The sequence below is a fragment of the Leifsonia poae genome (assembly GCF_027921845.1).
Taxonomy (GTDB): Bacteria; Actinomycetota; Actinomycetes; order Actinomycetales; family Microbacteriaceae; genus Leifsonia; species Leifsonia poae.
Genome location: NZ_BSEN01000001.1, coordinates 191,635 through 210,967 on the forward strand (window position 1 = coordinate 191,635; position 19,333 = coordinate 210,967).

The 19,333-nt window shown below is 71.9% G+C and carries 19 protein-coding genes; 8 read left to right on the top strand and 11 right to left on the bottom strand.

Annotated features, from left to right (window positions below):
- Positions 1-66 precede the first annotated feature (66 nt).
- Positions 67-612 carry a Clp protease N-terminal domain-containing protein gene (locus tag PKE84_RS00935; RefSeq protein ID WP_271175319.1) on the bottom strand — a complete coding sequence of 182 codons (546 nt, stop codon included), beginning with the start codon at positions 610-612 and terminating at the stop codon, positions 67-69.
- Positions 605-841, bottom strand: coding sequence for a helix-turn-helix domain-containing protein (locus PKE84_RS00940; RefSeq protein WP_271175320.1), 237 nt, complete (start codon positions 839-841; stop codon positions 605-607). The genes PKE84_RS00935 and PKE84_RS00940 overlap by 8 nt, the downstream gene beginning before the upstream one ends.
- Positions 842-1,000: 159 nt before the next feature.
- Here PKE84_RS00940 and PKE84_RS00945 point away from each other — a divergent pair, with 159 nt between their 5' ends.
- From PKE84_RS00945 to PKE84_RS00955, 3 genes are all read left to right on the top strand, one after another.
- Entirely contained in the window at positions 1,001-2,386 is a 1,386-nt protein-coding gene (locus PKE84_RS00945) for an L-serine ammonia-lyase (RefSeq protein ID WP_271175321.1), read from the top strand.
- 85 nt (positions 2,387-2,471) lie between these two features.
- Positions 2,472-3,401, top strand: coding sequence for a sulfurtransferase (locus tag PKE84_RS00950; RefSeq protein WP_271175322.1), 930 nt, complete (start codon positions 2,472-2,474; stop codon positions 3,399-3,401).
- An 81-nt stretch (positions 3,402-3,482) separates the two neighbouring features.
- On the top strand, positions 3,483-3,968 hold the full coding sequence (locus tag PKE84_RS00955; RefSeq protein ID WP_271175323.1) for a glutathione peroxidase: 486 nt from the start codon (positions 3,483-3,485) through the stop codon (positions 3,966-3,968).
- Between the two features lie 34 nt (positions 3,969-4,002).
- Here the strand turns inward: PKE84_RS00955 and PKE84_RS00960 are convergent, their stop codons facing one another.
- A complete protein-coding gene (locus PKE84_RS00960) occupies positions 4,003-4,293 on the bottom strand; it encodes a hypothetical protein (RefSeq protein WP_271175324.1) in 291 nt (96 codons plus the stop codon).
- Between the two features lie 125 nt (positions 4,294-4,418).
- Here PKE84_RS00960 and PKE84_RS00965 point away from each other — a divergent pair, with 125 nt between their 5' ends.
- Positions 4,419-4,814 (top strand): TraR/DksA family transcriptional regulator, encoded by a 396-nt coding sequence (locus tag PKE84_RS00965; RefSeq protein WP_271175325.1) that lies wholly within the window; start codon positions 4,419-4,421, stop codon positions 4,812-4,814.
- Positions 4,815-4,833: 19 nt separating this feature from the next.
- Here PKE84_RS00965 and PKE84_RS00970 read toward each other — a convergent pair whose 3' ends face one another.
- The 3 genes from PKE84_RS00970 to PKE84_RS00980 form a co-directional block, all read right to left on the bottom strand.
- Positions 4,834-7,767, bottom strand: coding sequence for a helix-turn-helix transcriptional regulator (locus PKE84_RS00970; protein WP_271175326.1), 2,934 nt, complete (start codon positions 7,765-7,767; stop codon positions 4,834-4,836).
- 435 nt (positions 7,768-8,202) lie between these two features.
- The gene (locus PKE84_RS00975) at positions 8,203-9,612 is read right to left on the bottom strand and encodes an MFS transporter (protein WP_271175327.1); all 1,410 of its coding nucleotides are present in this window, start codon (positions 9,610-9,612) and stop codon (positions 8,203-8,205) included.
- 31 nt (positions 9,613-9,643) lie between these two features.
- The gene (locus PKE84_RS00980) at positions 9,644-10,675 is read right to left on the bottom strand and encodes an aldo/keto reductase (RefSeq protein ID WP_271175328.1); all 1,032 of its coding nucleotides are present in this window, start codon (positions 10,673-10,675) and stop codon (positions 9,644-9,646) included.
- Between the two features lie 82 nt (positions 10,676-10,757).
- Here PKE84_RS00980 and PKE84_RS00985 point away from each other — a divergent pair, with 82 nt between their 5' ends.
- The gene (locus PKE84_RS00985) at positions 10,758-11,297 is read left to right on the top strand and encodes a metallophosphoesterase family protein (RefSeq protein ID WP_271175329.1); all 540 of its coding nucleotides are present in this window, start codon (positions 10,758-10,760) and stop codon (positions 11,295-11,297) included.
- Here the strand turns inward: PKE84_RS00985 and PKE84_RS00990 are convergent.
- A complete protein-coding gene (locus PKE84_RS00990; RefSeq protein ID WP_271175330.1) occupies positions 11,257-12,840 on the bottom strand; it encodes a DUF7059 domain-containing protein in 1,584 nt (527 codons plus the stop codon). The two genes, PKE84_RS00985 and PKE84_RS00990, sit on opposite strands and share 41 nt — an antisense overlap.
- Positions 12,841-12,881: 41 nt before the next feature.
- On the opposite strand from PKE84_RS00990, the gene PKE84_RS00995 reads away from it, so the two are divergent.
- The 3 genes from PKE84_RS00995 (at position 12,882) to PKE84_RS01005 (ending at position 14,538) form a co-directional block, all read left to right on the top strand.
- Complete coding sequence (locus PKE84_RS00995; RefSeq protein WP_271175331.1) at positions 12,882-13,157, top strand: acylphosphatase; 276 nt, start codon at positions 12,882-12,884, stop codon at positions 13,155-13,157.
- Positions 13,158-13,161: 4 nt separating this feature from the next.
- Positions 13,162-14,067, top strand: coding sequence for an aminodeoxychorismate lyase (locus PKE84_RS01000; protein WP_271175332.1), 906 nt, complete (start codon positions 13,162-13,164; stop codon positions 14,065-14,067).
- Positions 14,068-14,202: 135 nt separating this feature from the next.
- Positions 14,203-14,538: a hypothetical protein gene (locus PKE84_RS01005; protein ID WP_271175333.1), complete on the top strand. Its 336-nt coding sequence runs from the start codon at positions 14,203-14,205 to the stop codon at positions 14,536-14,538.
- A 21-nt stretch (positions 14,539-14,559) separates the two neighbouring features.
- Here the strand turns inward: PKE84_RS01005 and PKE84_RS01010 are convergent, their stop codons facing one another.
- Genes PKE84_RS01010 through PKE84_RS01025 form a run of 4 tightly spaced genes read right to left on the bottom strand, consistent with a single transcriptional unit; the run spans position 14,560 to position 19,323 of the window.
- Positions 14,560-15,339, bottom strand: a complete 780-nt coding sequence (locus tag PKE84_RS01010; protein ID WP_271175334.1) for an alpha/beta hydrolase — start codon at positions 15,337-15,339, stop codon at positions 14,560-14,562.
- A complete protein-coding gene (locus PKE84_RS01015; RefSeq protein ID WP_271175335.1) occupies positions 15,336-16,151 on the bottom strand; it encodes an HpcH/HpaI aldolase/citrate lyase family protein in 816 nt (271 codons plus the stop codon). The genes PKE84_RS01010 and PKE84_RS01015 overlap by 4 nt, the downstream gene beginning before the upstream one ends.
- The gene (locus tag PKE84_RS01020; RefSeq protein WP_271175336.1) at positions 16,148-17,335 is read right to left on the bottom strand and encodes a CaiB/BaiF CoA transferase family protein; all 1,188 of its coding nucleotides are present in this window, start codon (positions 17,333-17,335) and stop codon (positions 16,148-16,150) included. Before PKE84_RS01020 ends, PKE84_RS01015 begins: the two co-directional genes overlap by 4 nt.
- Positions 17,332-19,323 carry an SUMF1/EgtB/PvdO family nonheme iron enzyme gene (locus PKE84_RS01025; protein WP_271175337.1) on the bottom strand — a complete coding sequence of 664 codons (1,992 nt, stop codon included), beginning with the start codon at positions 19,321-19,323 and terminating at the stop codon, positions 17,332-17,334. Before PKE84_RS01025 ends, PKE84_RS01020 begins: the two co-directional genes overlap by 4 nt.
- Positions 19,324-19,333: the final 10 nt, after the last annotated feature.

Consider the following 19,333-nt stretch of genomic DNA (forward strand, 5'->3'; position numbering starts at 1 on the left):
TACGTGTGCTTACGAGCGGCGAGCGGCGCAAACGCGCCGACGAGCAGTCGGGCAGGATGCGCGGGATCAGGCCGCGGCGGAGAGGATGGCCTGGCGGTCGATGCCGGCGAGGGCGAGGGCACGCGGCACGGTGCCGAGCTCGATCGCCAGCAATGCCTTGAGCAGATCGACGTCGGCCGTGCCGGAACCGAGACCGGCGCCATGGCCTGCGCGGCCGCCCGGACCCGGCCGGCGCGTGCGCGCGGACAGCCGGTGGGCGCTCACCAGGGCCTCTCGTGCGGAGGCGCCCCAGCGCGGACGTTGGAGGCGGGGAGCGGCGCGCAGGCGCTCATCCGGGATCGGTGCGACGCCGGCGGCCGCGAGTCCGGCCTCCCGTTCGGCACGGAGCGCGCGCTCGATGCCGGTGTGGTCGAGGCCGGCTGCGGCCAGCGCGTGAGCGGCCGGGCCGGCGACCTCGAGGGACAGCGCGAGCAGCAGGTGCTCGGCTTCGACGGTCGGTGCGCCGCGGCGCTGAGCCTCGGCGACCGCCTCGATGACGACGCCGCGCAGGGCGCGGGACAGCCGGGGGTCGTCGCGGCCCTCGATGCCGCCGGTGCGGGTGTTCTCAGCCATTGCGTCTCCTCAGTTCGATGCCGGCGCCTGCGACGCGCCGGAGGTGCTTCTTGTGGACGGCCTGCCGCGTGACGCCGAGAGCCTCGGCGATCTGCGGCCAGGACCAGCCGTCGCGCAGTGCGCGCTCGACCTCGGCGTCTTCGAGACGGTCGGCGAGCTCGCGCAGGGCGACGACGGACGCGAGGCCGTCTGCGGCCCCGCCGAGCGGCGGCGGTGATGTGGGAACCATGTAGGCAACCTAAGTTGCTTATTTCCATTTGTCAACCGAAGTTGCTTAACTCACAGTTTCCGCGCGCTGCCGTGCGGAGAGGTCTCTGCACCGGATCCGTGCGCGAATGCGCAGCCAGACGCAGGAATCGTGCACGACGGGCGACGTAAGCTGGAGGACGTGACAGCGTACGTCTCGGCCTTCGACCTCTTTTCGATCGGCATCGGCCCGTCGAGTTCGCACACCGTCGGACCCTTGCGGGCGGCCAAGGCGTTCGCCGACCGCCTCGCAGACGACGGGATGCTCGACCGCGTCACCCACGTCACCTGCACGCTCTACGGCTCCCTCGGATCGACGGGGATCGGCCACGGAACGCCCGACGCGATCATCGCGGGGCTCTCGGGACTCGCGGCGGAGACCTGCCGCCCCGACGACGTCCGGGGAGCATGGTCGGCGCTCGGCGACGACGCGACGCTGATGCTCGCCGGCCGGCATCCGGTACCGATCGCCAGGGACGACATCGCGTTCGAGCCGCGCACCCGCCTGCCCGGGCATCCGAACGCACTCACTCTCAGCGCGTGGGGCACAGCGCCGGACGGCTCAACGGCGGTGCTCCCCCTCCGCGAGGAGACCTACTATTCGATCGGCGGCGGCTTCATCCGGCGCGACGGCGAAGAGGCGGATCTCGCGGCCCGAGCCGAGCATCCTCTCCCCTACGACTCGTCGGAGCAACTGCTGCGGCTGTGCGCCGAGCTCGACATCCCGATCTGCGAGGTCGCCCGGCGCAACGAGGCCGCGATCCACGGCGCGGAGGCGACGCGTGAGCGCCTCGACCTGATCTGGTCGGCGATGGCCGAATGCGTCGCGAACGGCCTGGCCGGCGACGGGACGCTGCCGGGCGGGCTCGGGGTGAAGCGCCGTGCCGCGGCGATGCGCGAACACCTCGAGGCGGCCGAGCAGCAGCCGGGGCGCGATACGTCCATCGAGTGGCTGCACGCCTTCGCGCTGGCCGTCAACGAGGAGAACGCTTCGGGCGGACGCGTCGTGACGGCGCCGACCAACGGGGCGGCCGGCATCGTGCCGGCGGTGGCCCATTACTTCCTGCGGTTCGTGCCCGGGGCGTCGATCGAGGGCATCCGGCAGTATCTGCTGACCGCGACGGCGATCGGCTCGCTGTTCAAGGCGAACGCGTCGATCTCGGGTGCGGAGGGCGGCTGCCAGGCGGAGGTCGGCTCGGCGTGCGCCATGGCGGCCGGCGCGCTCTGCGCGGTGCTCGGCGGAACGCCGCAGCAGGTCGAGAACGCCGCGGAGATCGCGATGGAGCACCACCTCGGGCTGACCTGCGATCCGGTGGGCGGCCTCGTGCAGATCCCGTGCATCGAGCGCAACGCGATCGCGTCGTCGACCGCGGTGTCGGCTGCCAGGCTCGCGCTCCACGGCGACGGCTCGCACCTCGTGTCGCTCGACACGGTGATCGAGACGATGCGCCAGACCGGCCTCGACATGTCGACGAAGTACAAGGAGACGAGCGAGGGCGGTCTCGCGGTCAACGTCATCGAGTGCTGACCGGCATTACGGCGTGTGTCGCGCGCGGTTACGCCCTGTTGCGGCACTCGTAGGCGCGCACACGACCGCTGGTTAGCGTGGTCGCGTGAGCAGCGCATCCGACACCCTGACCGTCACCGGCCCCGAGACGCCGGTCGTCGGCCCGGACATCGACCGGCCCCTCGTCTCGACGCAGTGGCTCGCCGACCACCTCGGCTCCGACGGTCTCGTGGTGCTCGACGCGACGGTCGTGCCGACCACGCGTGCCGACGGCCGCACCGGCTACCTCAGCGGCCTCGACCGGTTCCTCGTGCAGGGGCACATCCCGGGCGCGGTGTTCGCCGACCTGCTGGACGTGTTCAGCGATCCGTCGGGAGCGTATCCCTTCACCCGCCCGGATGCGGCGGCCTTCGAGGCTGCCGCAGCGGCGGCCGGAATCGACAACGACACGACCGTGGTCGTCTACGACGCGGCGGTCGGCACCTGGGCGGCCCGCGTGTGGTGGCTGTTCCGGGCGTTCGGGTTCGACCGCGTCGCGGTGCTCGACGGCGGCTTCACGAAGTGGCACGCCGAGGAGCGCCCGACGGAGCGCGGCCACGTCGAGCCCAGGGCCGGCGCGACGTTCGTCGCGTCCGAGCGCCCGGAGTCGTGGGTGGAGAAGGACGTCGTGGCCGCGATCGTCGACGGCTCGGAACGCGCGACGCTGCTCTGCGCCGTCCCGCCGGCGGAGTTCACCGGAGAAGCCGGGCAGCGCCCCCGCCTCGGTCACATCCCGGGGAGCGTCAGCGCACCCGCCATCCGGCTGGTCGACCGCGAGACGAACGCGTTCCTTCCCCCGTCGGTACTGCGCACGACGTTCGCAGAGGTTCTGGCCTCCGACGATCGCATCGTCGCGTACTGTGCCGGCGGCATCGCGGCGGCCTCCGACGCGCTCGCGCTCGCGCTGCTCGGACGCACCGATGTGGCGGTCTACGACGGCTCGCTGAATGAGTGGGCGGCCGATCCTCACGCACCGCTGGCGACCCTCCCTGCCTGACGCCGCGCTGCTGTCTGAAACAACCCTGCATGAATGCAATTAATTGGTGACCGTCGCGCTGAGCGTGCTTATGCTCGCACTATGAACCTCACGGACATCCCCCTCACGACGATCGACGGCGCCCCCACCTCACTGGCCGCCTACGACGGCAAGGTCATCCTGATCGTCAATGTCGCCTCGCGGTGCGGTCTCGCTCCCCAGTACGAGAAGCTCGAGAAGCTGCAGGAGACGTACGGCGACCGCGGTTTCACCGTGATCGGCTTCCCGAGCAACCAGTTCCTGCAGGAGCTCGGCTCGACCGACGCGATCAAGGAATACTGCTCCACCACGTGGGGCGTCACGTTCCCGATGATGGACAAGGTGAAGGTCAACGGCAAGTCGGCCCATCCGCTCTACACCGAGCTCACGAAGACCCCGGATGCCGCGGGCAAGGCCGGCAAGGTCAAGTGGAACTTCGAGAAGTTCGTGATCACGCCCGATGGCGTCGTCCACCGCTTCCGTCCGACGGTCGAGCCGGACGCGCCGGAGATCGTCGGCCTGATCGAGGCGTCCCTGCCGGTCCACTGACACGGCAGGCCGGATGCTCAGGCGGGCCGCAGTCTCAGGCGCGCCGGAACCAGCGGCCGCCCACGCGTTCGGTGACGGCCCAGGCGCCGGTCTGAGCGAGCGAGCCGACACGCTCCACTGTGTGCTCGGCGACAGCGATCGCCTCGTCGACGGTGTCGGCGGTGTAGCGGACGGTGAGCCGCGCCTCCCTGCGCACGACGTCGACGCTGGACGCCTCGACGACGGTCAGGTCGGCCGCGGCGTCGGCGGCGGCCGGGAGCACGGCGTCCGGACGCACGCCGGGTCGCAGCGCTCCGATGGCGACGGTCACTCGGAACGATGGCACCGTTCGAGCCTACGCGAGGCGTGGGTGCAGGATTTCGTGCCGGCGGGGCGTACCCTCGTCACCACGGTGACGTCGGGCGCACCGGCCGGCATCGGGGCCGGCCGCGGAGCCGGCAGCAGGGGGCGATGATGCTGAGGGAAGACATGGTGGACGACGAGGGACTCGCGACGGCCGAGCTGGACGAACTGGCCGCGCTGCTGCAGGATCGCCGGGCGAAGGACCTCGGCGAGGCGGAGCACCTGGCCGAATCGCTGGGGGTCGTGCTGTCCGCCCGAGGGGAATCGGCGGACGACGAGCACGATCCGGAGGGTCCGACGCTGTCGTACGAGTGGAGCAGGCTGCAGGCGCTGCGCGGTGAGACCGCTGACGACATCGTGGCGGTGGATGCGGCGCTCGCGCGGATCGAGGAGGGGACCTACGGCCGCTGCATGCGCTGCGATCGCATGATCGGCGTCGAACGCCTGCGCGCGCGGCCCACCGCCGAGCTGTGCATCGCCTGCGCCATGACCGTCGACGGCTGAGCGGGCATCCACCCACAGATCAGCGCGCGACGCGAGCCGCCCGGTACACCGCCTCGGTGCGCGAGGTGGCGCCCACCTTCTTGAGGATGCTCGAGACGTGCACGCTGGCGGTCTTCGCGCTGATGTAGAGCCGCTCGCCGATCTGCTTGTTGCTCAGCCCTTGTTCGATGAGCGCGAGCACCTGCGCCTCGCGCTCGGTGAGCGCCGTGTCCGCGGTGCGCGCGCCGCTGTGACGTGTCAGGACGGCGCGCTCGCGCAGGTCGTCGACGGCGCGCACGATCAGTCCGAGGCCGAGCTCGTCCGCCCGGTCGCGCGCCGCCGAGGCCGCATCGACGGCGGCGACGCGATCGCCGTGCGCGGCGTACGACTCGGCGAGCCGCAGTCGCGCGTACGGGAGCAGATGCACGGGGGCGATGGACGTCGACACGGCCTCGACCGCCTCCTCCCAGGCACCGACGGTCGACGGCACCGGATGCGCCGGATCGGTCGGGAGCGCCGCCTGAACCTCGGCCAGCTCGGCACGGACGACCGGCCCCCAGGCGACGGCCGTCGGCCAGCCACCGAGGGTGCCGAGGATCTGCTCCAGCGCCTCGGCCTCGGCGGCGACGTCGATCGTCGGCTCCTCGGCGTCGGCAGGGCCGCGCATCCCCTGCTCGGCGGCGATACCGGCGAGCGCACGGGCGCCCACGGCGAGCAGCGGCAGATCGTACGACGGAACGGAGCGCCACGCGTCGGTCGTGATGATGCGTGCGTCGGCCCACGCGCGACGGGAGTCCCCGCGCGCGACGGCGACCTCGGCGGTCAGCCGGGCGAAGCCCAGGCGCGACTGCATCTCGATCTCGCTCTGCACGAGCATCCCGGGGCGCCAGCGACGCACGAGTTCATCCGCGCGCGACGCATCCCCGCGCCACAGGGTGAGCCAGAGCTTCATGCGCTGCAGATGCACTCGGAATCCGGGCGGAGGGTCGAGGGCGAGCGCGGGCTCGAGCACCGACTCGGCGCGGTCGAGCTCGCCGAGGGCGAGCAACGGCTCGACGGTGTTCGACGAGAGCATCACACCCGACGTCCGCTCGACCCCGCGGTCGCGCGCGAGGCGTGCGCCGGCCGTGGCGATCTCGACGGCGTCGTCGTACCGGCCCAGCAGATACATGGCGTCGGAGGCGTTCACCGAGTACCGCAGGAGCGGCCCGGTGTCGGATCCGGCGAGCCGACGGGCGGACTCCAGATCGGCGAGGCCCTGTTCGATCTCTCCGCCGTCGATGAGCGCGATGCCGCGGATCGTGTGCGCGATCGACTTGCGCGCGCCGGCATCGTCCCCGGCCTCGTCGATCGCGGAGGTGGCCATCGCGGCCGCCTCGAAGAACCGCGCCTCGATCATGAGCCGGCCGGCGGTCTCCGCGAGCAGCTGCGGCCGCAGCCGGTCGTCCGGGTCGACCGGCGCGATGTCGAGCGCCTCGCGCAGCGCCTCGACGGAACCCGGCCGGCTGATGTTGGCGAGGTACTGGGCCTTGTCGCGCAGCAGCCGCGCCCTGGTGCCGGGCGCAAGCGCATCCGGGTCGGCGAGGGCCGCGTTCACCAGCGCGAGCGCCCGCTCGCTGTCCCCGGCGTTCCGGAGCGCGGAGGCCGTGCGCGACAGCACCTCGACGCGCGGACGCCCGGCGAGCTGCTCCGCGTCGTCGACCTGATCCCAGAGCTCGAGCACGCGGTCGCCCATCGCCGCGGCGGTGCGGTAGGCGTACGACAGTCGTGCCTCCTCCATGGCCTCGAGCGTGGCGATGAACGCACGCCGCAGATCGTGGGCGGCCATCCAGTGGTAGCTCACCTGACTGGCGGAGCGGTCGCGCCCGTTGCCGTGTTCGAGCGCCTGCGCGTAGCGGGTGTGGAAGCGCGTGCGCTCTCCCGGCAGCAGATCGGCGTGGATCGCCTCGCGCACCAGCGCGTGCCGGAAGGTGTACTCGGTCGTGTCGGTGCTCAGCACGTTGGCGACGACGGCTTCGCGGGCGGCGGCGTCGAGATCGTCGGGCGATCCCTCGAAGACCGCCTCGAGCAGCTCGTGGTCGACACAGATGCCTCCGGCGGAGATGAGCCGCAGCACGCGCTGGGTCGGCTCGCTCAGCCGTTCGTAGCGCGCGAGCAGCAGCTCGCGCAGGGTCTCCGGCAGGTCTTCACCCGTGCCGAGGTGGTCGATCCCGACGAGCTCCTCGACGAAGAACGGGACGCCCTCGCTCAACTGGTACACCCGGTCGACGGTCTCGGAGTCGGGCACGCACCCGAGGATGAACTCGGCCTGCTCGGCGACCTGGGCGCGGTCGAGCCGGCGCAGCTCCCACCGGGTGACGCGCCGGGTGCGATCGAGCTCCGGCAGATACGAACGCAGGGGATGCCCGCGGAGCACCTCGTCGCTGCGGTAGCTGAGCAGCAGCAGGAGCTGCCCGCTGGCGATCATCCGGATCACGAAGCGCACGAGTTCGAGCGTCGCGGTGTCGGCCCAGTGGATGTCTTCGACGATCACGACGACCGGCCGAGCGGACGACACGTTCTCGAACAGCACCGTGATCAGCTCGTAGAGCCGCTCGACGCCGGTGCGCGGCGGGACGCCCTCGACCGCGCTCAGCTCGGGGAGGAGCACGGACAGCACCCCGGAACCGGGCCCGGCGGCCTCGAGCACGGCGTCGATCCCGATGGCGTCGACCAGCTGGCGGAGGATGCCGGTGAACGGTGCGTACGGCGCCCCGTCGGTGCCCAGGTCGACGCTCTTGCCCGTCAGGACGAGCGCGGAATCGGCGGCTTCTGCTCGGAACTCGTCGAGCAGCCGCGTTTTGCCGATGCCGGCCTCGCCGCCGATGACGACGGCACGCGGCTCCCCATCGGTCACGACCTGCAGCTCGTCGCGCAGCGCAGCGAGATCGGACTCCCGTCCGATCATCGAAGCGCTCGACGCCGGTGATCGCATGGCATCATCGTGCCACGGACCACCGACATCATGACCCTCGACGACGACCGGCTTCGCCACGGGCGAAACGGCGCTCACCGACCGGCCGGCTCCAGCTCCCGCACCGCGTTCGCGGAGCTCGCCGGTGCCGCCGGCCGGGCGGTCGCGGGCGCTGCCGCCGCGACCGCCGGAGCGACCGCCGGGGTGCGCCGTTCGGCCCGCCGAGCTGCGTTCCGCGCGTTCCGCCGAGCGTCGCGCTCCGAGCGGATCGTCCGCAGCAGCTCGCGCTCCCGTTCCCGCTCCGCGGTCTCGCGCGTGTCGATCCGGTGTGTGATGAATTCCCCTGCCAACAGCATCGTTCTCTCCCCTGCCCTGCCCTTTTCGGTACCCTCAGCCTGTTCTCTAAGGAGGGGCGGGGACATCGGGAAGATGCCCTATTTGCGCTCGGACAGCACCTCAGACGCGTCGGGCGACGGGCACCGGGCGGATGTTCTCGCCGGCACCGGGCGACAGGCGGACGGCCTCGACCACCGAGCCGACCGTGATGAGCCCGATCAGCACGAAGGCCACCCGGTACGCTCCCGCCGGGCCGCCGAGCCCGAGGAGCTGCGCCAGCGGACCGCCGAAGCGCAGGGCGACGGCGCCGACAGCGACGCCGAGACCGGCGGCGATCTGCTGAACGGTCGACGCCAGCGTGTTCGCACCGGTCATCTCGTCGCGGGGGACGTCGGCGAAGGCGATCGTGTTGTACGCGGTGAAGCCGGTCGAACGGGTCATTCCACTGAGGACGAGCAGCACCACGATCGCCGCGATCGGGGTCAGCGGCGCGATGAACGCCGCGGCGATCATGCTGAGGACCGCTCCCGCGGTGGAGACGATCAGTACCGTTCGGAAGCCCCAGCGTCGCAGCATCGGCGTCGTCGCCGGCTTGATCATCAGGTTGCCGACGAACAGGGTGAGCACGACGGCGCCCGCCTGCACGGGCGACCAGCCCAGCGCGTCCTGGAAGAACAACGGCAGCAGGAACGGCACGGCGGAGATCGTGAGACGGAACAGGGACCCGCCCGCGTGGGTCACGCGGAACGTCTCGATCCGGAACGCCCGGAGGTCGAGCAGCGGATGCGCGGCCCGGCCCAGGTGCCAGAGCGCCGCGGCCGTGAGCAGCGCACCCGCTGCACCCGAGACGATCGTCGCCGCGATGGGTGCCGACGGGTCGGCGAGCAGCGCGCCGAACACGACGATGCCGCCGACACCGGTGAACGTGAGCACGAAGCCGAGCACGTCCAGTGGCGCGCGCGAGGTCTCCGGCTCGACCGGGGTCAGCCGGAGGGCGGCGACGAACGCGACGACGCCCAGCGGGATGTTGAGCAGGAAGATCCACTGCCAGCTCGCGTACGTGACGAGCAGACCGCCGACCAGCGGGGCGACGACGGGTGCGGCGAGCGCCGGCCAGGTGAGCCACGCGATCGCGCGCACCAGATCCTTCTTCTCGGTGACCCGCAGCACGGCGAGCCGTCCGACCGGCACCATCATCGCTCCGCCTGCGCCCTGCAGGATGCGCATCGCCGTCAATTGGGCCAGGTCGCTGCTGGCGGCGCACAGCACGGAGGCGATCGTGAACACGGCGATCGCGCCCGCGAAGACCGTGCGCGCCCCGAGCCGCTGGGTCAGCCATCCGGAGATCGGGATGAGCACCGCGAGCGTGACCAGGTAGGCGGTGATCGCCAGGCCGACGGCGGCGGAGTCGATGCCGTAGGCACGGCCGATCGTCGGCGCCGCCGTCGCGAGGATGGTGCCGTCGAGGTTCTCCATGAAGAACGTGCCGGCGACCAGGAGCGTCAGGGCCAGCTGTCGGCGGCCGGTCACCCGCCCGTCACCGGCCGGAGGGGCTGTTCGCTCACCGGCCGCCCTCGGCCTTGCGGTGCCGCTGCTGAACGCCGGGCTCCCCGTAGGGGTAGTCGTCGGCGTCCGGCCGGCTCGCCTCGGTGAGCCGGTCGACCTGCTCATCGCTGAGGGAGACGTCCGCTGCTCCGAGGTTGTCGGTGAGCTGGTCGATGGTGCGGGCGCCCAAGATGACCGACGTCACCGCCGGCCTGTCGGCGAGCCAGGCGAGCGCCACCTGCGACGGCGATGCTCCGATCTCGGTCGCGATCTCGCCGACGGCGTCGATGATCTCCCAGACGCGCGGGTCGGCGTTGCGCTTCTCCCAGGCCTCCATGCCGCGCTTCGGATTCTCCCCGAGGCGGGTTGCGCCGGTCGGCGCCTGGTCGCGGGTGTACTTGCCGCTCAGCCAGCCGCCGGCGAGCGGAGACCAGGGCAGCAGGCCGATGCGGGCGTCGAGCGCTGCTGGCACGACCTCGTGCTCGATCCCGCGCACGAGGAGGTTGTACTGCGGCTGGAGCGTGACCGGCGGCGCCCAGCCGTGCGCCACGGCCACCTGCACCGCCTTGGTGAGCTGCCAGCCGAGGTAGTTCGAGAAGCCGTAGTACGAGATCTTGCCGCTGGTCACGGCGTCGTCGAGGAAGCGCAGGGTCTCCTCGATCGGGGTGAGGGCATCCCAGGCGTGCATCTGGTACAGGTCGATGTGCTCGACACCGAGCCGGGAGAGCGACGCATCGAGGGCGCGGCGCAGATGGGTGCGCGAGAGGCCGAGATCGTTGGGGCCGTCCCCCATCGGGAAGCGCCCCTTGGTGGCGATGACGACGTCGTCGCGGCGGCCGGGGTTGTCGGCGAGCCAGCGGCCGATGATCGTCTCGGATCCTCCGCTGCTGTACACGTCGGCGGTGTCGATGAACGTGCCGCCCGCGTCGAGATAGGTGTCGATGATGGTGTGGGAGGTCTTCTCGTCGGCTTCCGCGCCGAAGGTCATGGTGCCGAGTGCGTATTCCGAGACGATCGTCCCGCTGTTTCCGAGGGTTCGCAGTTCCATACTTCGACGCTAATCCTCGCCGGCGCATTTGCGAACCGTTTGCCATCATCGCTGCGGTCACCGCGACTCGTACGCTGGTGGGATGAGCGACACCGGAACGATCCGCCTCCTCATCGTGTCCGACACGCACGTGCCGAAGCGCGCGAGGGAGCTCCCGGCCCAGGTCTGGCGCGCGGTGGCTGCGGCCGATGTCGTGGTGCACGCGGGCGATTGGGTGGATCTGGCGACGCTCGACCTGCTGGAGGCCCGCGCGAAGCGCGTGGTCGGCGTCTACGGGAACAACGACGGGAGCGACCTGCGCGCACGCCTGCCCGAGGTCGCCGACGTCGAACTCGGCGGGGTGCGGCTGGCCGTCGTCCACGAGACCGGACCGGCCGCCGGCCGCGAGCAGCGGTGCGCGCTGAAGTTCCCCGACGCCGACGTTCTCGTGTTCGGTCACAGCCACATCCCCTGGGACACGACGGCCGCGAACGGACTCCGGCTGCTCAACCCCCGCTCCCCCACCGACCGCAGGAGGCAGCTGGAGTGCACCTACCTGACGGCGGTGATCGCCGACGGCGCGCTCGGCGACGTCGAGCTCGTCACGGTGCGGCGGGACGCTCCTCGTCCTCAGCGAGGCTGAGGAAGCCGTCGACCATCAGGGCCCGCACGACCGGCAGCAGTTCGGCGGAGAGCGCGGCTTCGTCGACCTCCAGCAGCTGGGCGATGGCGCCGATGATCGCGCCGACCGTCAGCTCGCCATCGCTCGCGCCGACCAGTGCGATCAGAGCGGTGTCGCCCTGTACTGCGCGCCCGAACCCGCCGCCCTGCCGCAGCAGCATCGCCGTCGGCGCCTCGTCGCCGGGCCAGGAGTGCCGCTCCTCGGTGACGTCGCCCGCCACCACGAGACGGGCGGCCGAGAGCGCGCGGTCGTCGAGCGCCGCCTGCAGGTCGTGGGCGCCGAGGGCAGCGCCGAGCGCGACCCCCAGCCCGGCCTCGTTGGCGCCGAGCGAGCCGTGCAGCCGCTCGAGACGGCGCAGCGTCGGCGCGCCGGAGAGCGGCCGTCGCAGCAGCACGTAGCCGAACCCGACCGCCTCCACGTCACGAGCGCTGAAATCGTCGAGCCACGCATCGTAGAGACGATCGAACTCGCCGGTTCCCGGCCGGGTGCCGCCGTCGCGGATCCAGGTCTCCGCGTACTGCGCGGCATCCTCGACGTCACGCTCGATCACCCAGGCATCGACGCCGACCGCGGAGGCGTCCAGCCAGCCGGACACGCGGTCGAGGCCGTCCCCTGCGCCCCGGTACTCCCAGTTCGCCAGCAGTTGCGCCACCCCACCCGGCTCGAGGTGCTCGGCCGCCGTGCGGATGACGGTCTCGACCAACGCGTCGCCCACCAGCCCGCCGTCCCGGTACTCGTACTCCGGAACGCCGTCGCCGCGCGGCGTGATCACGAACGGCGGGTTGGACACGATGTGGCCGAACGTCTCGCCCGCGACGGGTTCGAACAGGCTGCCGAGCCGGAACTCGATCGAGTCGATCCCGTTCAGCTCGGCGTTGAGCGCCGCCAGGTCGAGCGCGCGCTGCGAGATGTCGGTGGCGACCACCCGGCGGGCATGGCGCGACGCGTGCATGGCCTGGATCCCGCATCCGGTGCCGAGGTCGAGGGCACGCTCGACCGGGCGCTGCAGCATCAGCCCGCTCAGGGTGAGCGAGGCGCCCCCGACGCCGAGCACATGGTCGACCGGCAGGGCGTGGCCGAGCGCGAGCTCGCCGAGGTCGGAGACGATCCACCATTCGGCGGCGCCGCGCTCATCGACGAAGCTGTACGGGCGCAGGTCGACGGCGGGCTCGGCGTTCCCAGCGGTCAGGCGCACCAGCTCGAGCTGCTCGGCGCCGCGTGCCGTCAGCGAGGGCAGCGCCTCGGCCAGCGCGTCGGCGGGGACGGCGCGCCCGAGCACGAAGAGCTCGGCGAGCGTGGCCAATGCCGACGTCCCGCTCCGCGCGCGATGGGCGGCGAGCGCACGGAGCGCGGGGATGCGGTGGGCGCGGTGCAGGGCTTCGGCACCGGCGCTCCCCCACAGCGCGTCGAGCGCGCTCACGGTGAAGCCGGCGGCCTGCAGGTCGGAGCGGAGGGCGTTCACGAGGGGCGAGGTCACTGCCCCATTCAAACGCACCGCCCGCATCGGCGCCCAACCCGGCCGGTCGTGAAGAGCACAATGGAGCCATGATCAGAAGGCACGCGATCGTCACGGGGATGGTGCAGGGCGTCGGCTTCCGCTGGAGCGCGCGGGAGGAGGCGCACCGGCTCGGCGTCACGGGTTTCGCTCGCAACCGCGCGGACGGCTCGGTGGAGGTGGAGATCGAGGGCGAACAGGAACCGGTCGATCGGATGCTCGCCTGGCTCCGGCAGGGACCTCCCGGTTCCGAGGTGACGGGAGTCACCGTCGCGGAACTCCCACCCGACGGCGACGACGCGTTCCGCATCCGGGAGTCACAATAGGGGTATGACTCGTGCGACGCTGCTGACCATCACCCGTCCGACCTCCGCTCCCGGCTCCGCCGCCGAGGGCGACACCGGATCCGGTTTCGAGGCGGTCGACGCGGATGCCCCGCAGGTGCGGCTGATGGACCTCGGCCTGACCCGTGGAGACGGCGTCTTCGAGACGATCAGCGTCGTCGACGGCCACCCGCAGGCGCTCGACCCTCACCTGCAGCGTCTCGCCCACTCCGCGATGCTGCTCGACCTCGCCGAGCCCGACCTCGACGTCTGGCGCCGCGCCGTGCTGGCCGGCATCGAGACCCACCGCAGCAACGGCGGCGACGCGCGCGAGCTGTACGCCAAGCTCATCCTCACGCGCGGCGTCGAGGGCACGGGCCGCCCGAGCGGCTGGGTGTTCGTGGACACGGCCGAGGACTTCACGGCCGCGCGGCAGGGCATCCGGGTCGTCACCCTCGACCGCGGCTACCGGCACGACGTCGCCGAGACCTCGCCGTGGCTGCTGCAGGGCGCGAAGACGCTCTCCTACGCGGCCAACCGCGCTGGCTTGCGCGAGGCCGCCCGCCGCGGCGCCGACGATGTGATCTTCGTCAGCACCGACGGTTTCGCTCTGGAGGGCCCGACCTCGAACGTGATCGTGCGCAACGGGAACACGGTTCGCACGCCGCAGACCGACCAGGGCATCCTGGCGGGGACCACCCAGGCCAGCGTGTTCGCGTTCTTCGAGGAGCAGGGCTTCGACACGGTCTACGAGCGCATCCCGGCCGCAGAGCTGGCGACGGCCGACGAGCTGTGGCTCGTCTCGAGCGTGCGCCAGGCCGCTCCGGTCACCGACCTCGACGGAACGCCGTTCACCGTGGACGCCGAGCGCACCGCAGCGCTGAACGCGTTCCTGCTCGCCCGCACGAGCTGAGTCCGTCGCGCCGACACGCTCGCCCGTCACCTGCCCGGGGAATCGTCTCCTCAGGAAAGCCGTCGTAGGCTGTTCGCACGCCGTGGGGAGCGGCGGTCGGGACGACGACCCGAGATGTGCAGGAGGAGGACGGCCGTGGCGGATCAGGTGCCCACGAGTGTCGAAGTCCTGCGCCAGCAGGCCCGCGACGAGCTGTCCGCCATCATCGAGCACCGCTGCCGCGCCGGCGAGGACCCGTGGCAGTTCATCCCAGAACTCCCGAGCGTCGACGAGCAGGTGGTGATCGCCCTCCGCTCGGTCGCGATCGACATGTTCGACCTCGCCGACGAGCAGGCGCGGGCCCACCATCCCGCCGCCGGTCGTGCCCTGTTCGTGCGTTTCGAGTACGAGGTGCTGCGCCGCATCGCGCTCGAGCATCCGGAACTCAGCGAGGCGGTGTGGGGCATGCTCGACAAGGTCGAGCGCCGCTGAGGGAGCCGCGGCAGCCCGCCGTCAGCGGGGCGGCAGCAGTTGCCTGAGCGCGTCGAGCAGCGCCGGACGCCACACCCCGAAATCGTGGCCGCCGGGGTACTCCCGATAGGTGGCGTGGATCCCCGGCGTGCGGTCGGCGGCCTCGGCGAAGGCCCGCGCCTGGGTCGCGATCGCGAGGGCCGCCGGTGCGCCGGGATGCGGTGGTTCGGTCCCTCCCGCCGCGACCGCCACCCGCAGGTCGAGGTCGGCGGGATACGCGGCGAGCAGGGCGGGATACGCGAGCTCGCGATAGCGCGCGGGGTCGAACACCACCTGCCCGCTCCCGAACGCTCCGGCCTCCCGTGCGGACGATCCGGCCGGCGGCTCGGGCACGTACACGGCGGGACTGAGTGCCGCTACGCCTGAGAAGACGTCCGGATGCGCGAGACCGAGGCGCACGGCACCGTATCCGCCCATCGAGTAGCCGGCGACGATACGGTGCGCTCGATCGGCGATCGTCGGGAAGGTCCGGTCGACCTCGGCCACGAGGTCGAAGGCGATGGCGCTCTCGACGGAGCGGCCGGCGGTGTGCTGCGAGTCGACGTAATAGCTCGCGCGTGCGCTCCAGGGGGCGTCCGGCATGATCGCGATCAGCGGCAGGCGGGCCAGGTCGTCGAGCACGGGCTCCCACGAGGCGGCCGTGTCACCGCGGCCGTGGAGCAGATAGGCGACGGGCAGCGGTCCCTCGCCTTGCCCTCGCACCACGCGGTACCGCAGTCGCTCGCCGAGGGCGTCGCTCGCGAACGACCGGTTCGCGATCACGGGCGCCCGAGGATGGACCGCGCCCGGCCGAGCATCGCCGGGTCCACCATCTCGCCGGAGTCCAGCGTCGCGACGCCGCCGCGCTCGACCGCCTCGACCACGGCGGCGGCCCAGGCGAGCTCGTCCGCTGTCGGTGCGAAGACCGCCTCGATCACGGCGAGCTGGCTCGGATGCACGGCGGTGCGTCCCACCCACCCCAGCCGTCGCCCGCGCTCGGTGTCCGCGCGCAGACCGTCCAGATCGCGGATGTCCGGGTAGGCGGACAGCATCGGTGCGGGGAGCCCGGCCGCGCGGGCCGCGAACAGCAGCCGCACGCGGGCGTAGTCGATCACCGCGTCATCACGGCTTCCCAGCTCGCTGGCGAGATCGGACTCGCCGAGAGCGAGACGCGTGACAGCCGGATGCGCCGCGATCGCCGCTGCGTTCTCGACACCGCGCGCCGATTCGATCAGTGCCGTGATCGGACGCCCGCCGGTCAGCGCGGCGATGCGATCGAGCTCGGCGACGCCGTCGACCTTCGGCACCCGCAGCTCGATGGCGGCGCCGGTGGCGCGGAGTGCGGCGAGCTCGTCGTCGGCGCCCGGGTTGACCCGCACCTGCACGAGGGGCCGGGGCCCATCGTGCGCGCCCGCTGGTGCGACGCGCGCGCGGAGCCAGGACACGACGGCGTCGAGGGCGACGCCCTTCGCGCCCGGAGCGACGGCGTCTTCGAGGTCCAGGATCACGAGGTCGGCCCCGGTCGCGACCGCCTTATCGAACCGGTCCGGCCGGTCGCCGGGCACGTAGAGCCCGGTGACGACCCGGGCGCTCACACGACCCCCTTCGCCCGCAGAGCGTCGAGTTGGTCGCGGGTCACGCCCACCTCGGCCAGCACCTCGTCGGTGTCGCGCCCGTGCGGCCGCCCGGCCCAGCGGATCGCCCCGGGCGTCTCGGAGAGGCGGAACAGCACGTTCTGCATCCTGACCGGCCCGAGCTCGTCGTCGTCGACCGTCTGCACGGTGCCGATCGCCTGGTATTGCGGATCGGCCAGGATGCCGCGCACGTCGTACACCTGCGCGATCGCGGCCTGGGCACGCTCGAACTCGTCGACGACGATCTCGGTCGGGCGGGCGGCGATCCATGCCGAGACGGCGGCGTCGAGCTCATCGGCGTGTTCGGCGCGGGTGTGACCGGACGCGAACCACGGCTCGGCGATGAGCTCTGAGCGCCCGACGAGCGTCAGCACCCGTTCGGCGATCGACTGCGAACTCGTCGAGACGGCCACCCAGTCGCCGTCGGCCGTGCGGTAGACGTTGCGCGGGGCGTTGTTCACCGAGCGGTTCCCGGTGCGCGGCTGCACCGTTCCGAGCTGGTCGTACGCCGTGATCTGCCCGCCGAGCAGCATCAGGATCGGCTCGATGATCGCCAGGTCGATCACCTGGCCGTGACCGTCGCGTTCGGCGCCGCGCAGCGCCACCATGACCGCGTAGGCCGTCGAGAGGGCGGCGATTCCGTCGGCGAGACCGAACGGCGGCAGCGTCGGCGGGCCGTCCGGCTCGCCGGTCAGGGCCGCGAAGCCGCTCATCGCCTCGGCCAGGCTCCCGAAGCCGGGCCGGCCCGAGTATGGCCCGAACTGCCCGAACGCAGTGACGCGCGCGACCACCAGCCGCGGGTTGACCGCGTGCAGGGCATCCGGTCCCAGCCCCCAGCGCTCGAGCGTGCCGGGGCGGAAGTTCTCGATCAGCACGTCGGCATCGGCCACGAGACGCAGCAGCAGATCGGCGCCGTCGGGCGAGCCGAGGTCGATCGTCACGGTGCGCTTGTTGCGGCCGAGCGTCTTCCACCAGAGGTTCACGCCGTCTTTGGCCGGACCGTGGCCGCGCGCGGCGTCGGGGCGCGACGGATGCTCGACCTTGATCACGTCGGCGCCGAAGTCCCCGAGGAACGTCGCCGCCAGCGGACCGGCGAACAGCGTCGACACGTCGAGAACCCGGATGCCCTCCAGGGGTGCACTCATCGCTTCTCCTCCGCGTCTCCGTCTGCGGTGTCGTCCGCGCCGTCCCAGGCGAGCCGGAACCCGATGCTCGACGACCGTTCGACCCCGAGCCCTGCGAGCACCAGTTTCAGGCTGAACGACGGCTCGCGCAGATCGCCGTCGGTGTACCAGTCCGACCCGCTCGAGACGTGCTCGCTGCCACCCTTGAGCATGACGAACCGGGTGATGCCGTCGCTGTGCTCGCTCTCCGTCCAGTTCCAGACGGCGGGCGCCCGCCGTTCGAACCCGGCCTGCTCGGCGGCGAGCTGCCATTCGAACTCCGTCGGGAGCCGCGCGCCCGCCCATCCGGCATAGGCGCGCGCGTCGCCGAGCGAGATGCCTGTGACCGGAGCGTCGAGCTGCCCGTCGAGTGCCCCGACCAGGAAGCGCGCTTCGACCGTCGGGCGATATCCGGTCGAGCTGAGGAACGCAGCGAACTCGCCGGCGGACACCTCGCGGGCCGCGACGGCCACCCGTCCCTGGATCGCGACGGCGACGGTCTCCGCGCGGTCGTCGTGCAATCGCGGGGGCAGCGGTTTCCACTCCTCGACGTACGGGGCGCCCTCGTAGAAGCCCGTCTCGCGTCGCCGGAACGTGACCGTCACCTCGCGCTCGCCCGGCTCGACGATGAGCGCATCCGCCGGTGCCGACGCGGTCGCCGAGCGCCGAGGGACGACACGCACAGCCGTCTTCGCCGGGAACGTCGCGTCCGTCGACGGAGCGTCGGCCGCACCCTCGGCGAGCAGCGCGCTCAGCTGCGACGGAATCGTCGCACCGGGTGCCAGCTCGAGGATGCCGGTGACACCGCGGGCCGGGACCGTCACCGTGCGGACGTCGGAGAGCCCTGCGGTCACGTCGAATCGGCGGGATCCCGGCAGCGGATCGACCGCGACAGGGTCTCCTCTCCACGGGGCGGTCCCCCGGTTCACGATCGTCCAGAGCGTGACGCCGTCCCTCGCATACCGCGAGACGTATACACCGGCTCGGAGGGCCGACTCCGACGCTCCCTCGAGCGGTGACCACTGCCCCTCGACCAAGAGGTCGGTGAGCGCGCGCTGAACGCGCAGCATGCGACGAAGGGTCGACTTGTCGCGTTCGTTCCAGCCGACCCAGACCCCGAAGACGGTGTCCCAGACGAGCATCCCGGTGCCGTTCATCCACGCGGACTGCAGTTCATCGCTGTGGTCGCGGTTCCAGCGCCTGGTCGAGTGCATCATGTGGCGTCGTTCGTACCAGTGGGCGCGCATGACGCCGGGCGCGTCGGAGTCGGCGAACCACTGCGCCCAGCTCAGCTGGTGATCCTCGACCCTGGCGTTCGGCACACGGGACTCGCCCTCGAGCACCTGCGGCGGGTGTGCGTTCCTCAGCGCGTCGATCAGGCGCGAGTCGCCCTCCTTCATGGTGTCGAGGAAGACGCCGTCGACACCCAGGTCCTCGACCAGGGCCGCGAGTTCGGCCGCGTCATCACCGGCGGCGCGCCGTGTGCCGGTGTCCCACGGGTTGTAGTCGACGAACACGCGGACGCCGCGCGCGTGCAGGCGGGCGACCACGGCATCCAGGCCCGGGACGTCCCGATAGAAGTCGAACTGGTTGCGGTCGTCGATGCCGATCAGCGGGTACGCGTGCCAGAGCACGACGCCGTCGAGACCGCCGTGATCGGAGACGCTGTCGAGGAACGCGTCGACCGTGAACCGCTGGCGTTCATGGTCGAAGAGCCGCTCGTCCCACAGCCAGATCTGCGCGACGCTGTACGCCCGTCGCGCCCAGCCGGTCTCGTCGCGCTCGTAGGCGTCGCCGCTGTACGCGAGGCGTTCCCTGGCCTCGGTGCGCCACGTCGCGAGATCGGCGCGCCAGGCCGGCCAGTCGGCTGGATCGTCGGGGGCCGCGAAGATCTTCGCGATGTCTCCGACCGCCGGGTCGATCGCGCCTCCGACGGGGAGCACGGTGGGCAGGTCGATCGCGCGCGGCACCAGCGGATCG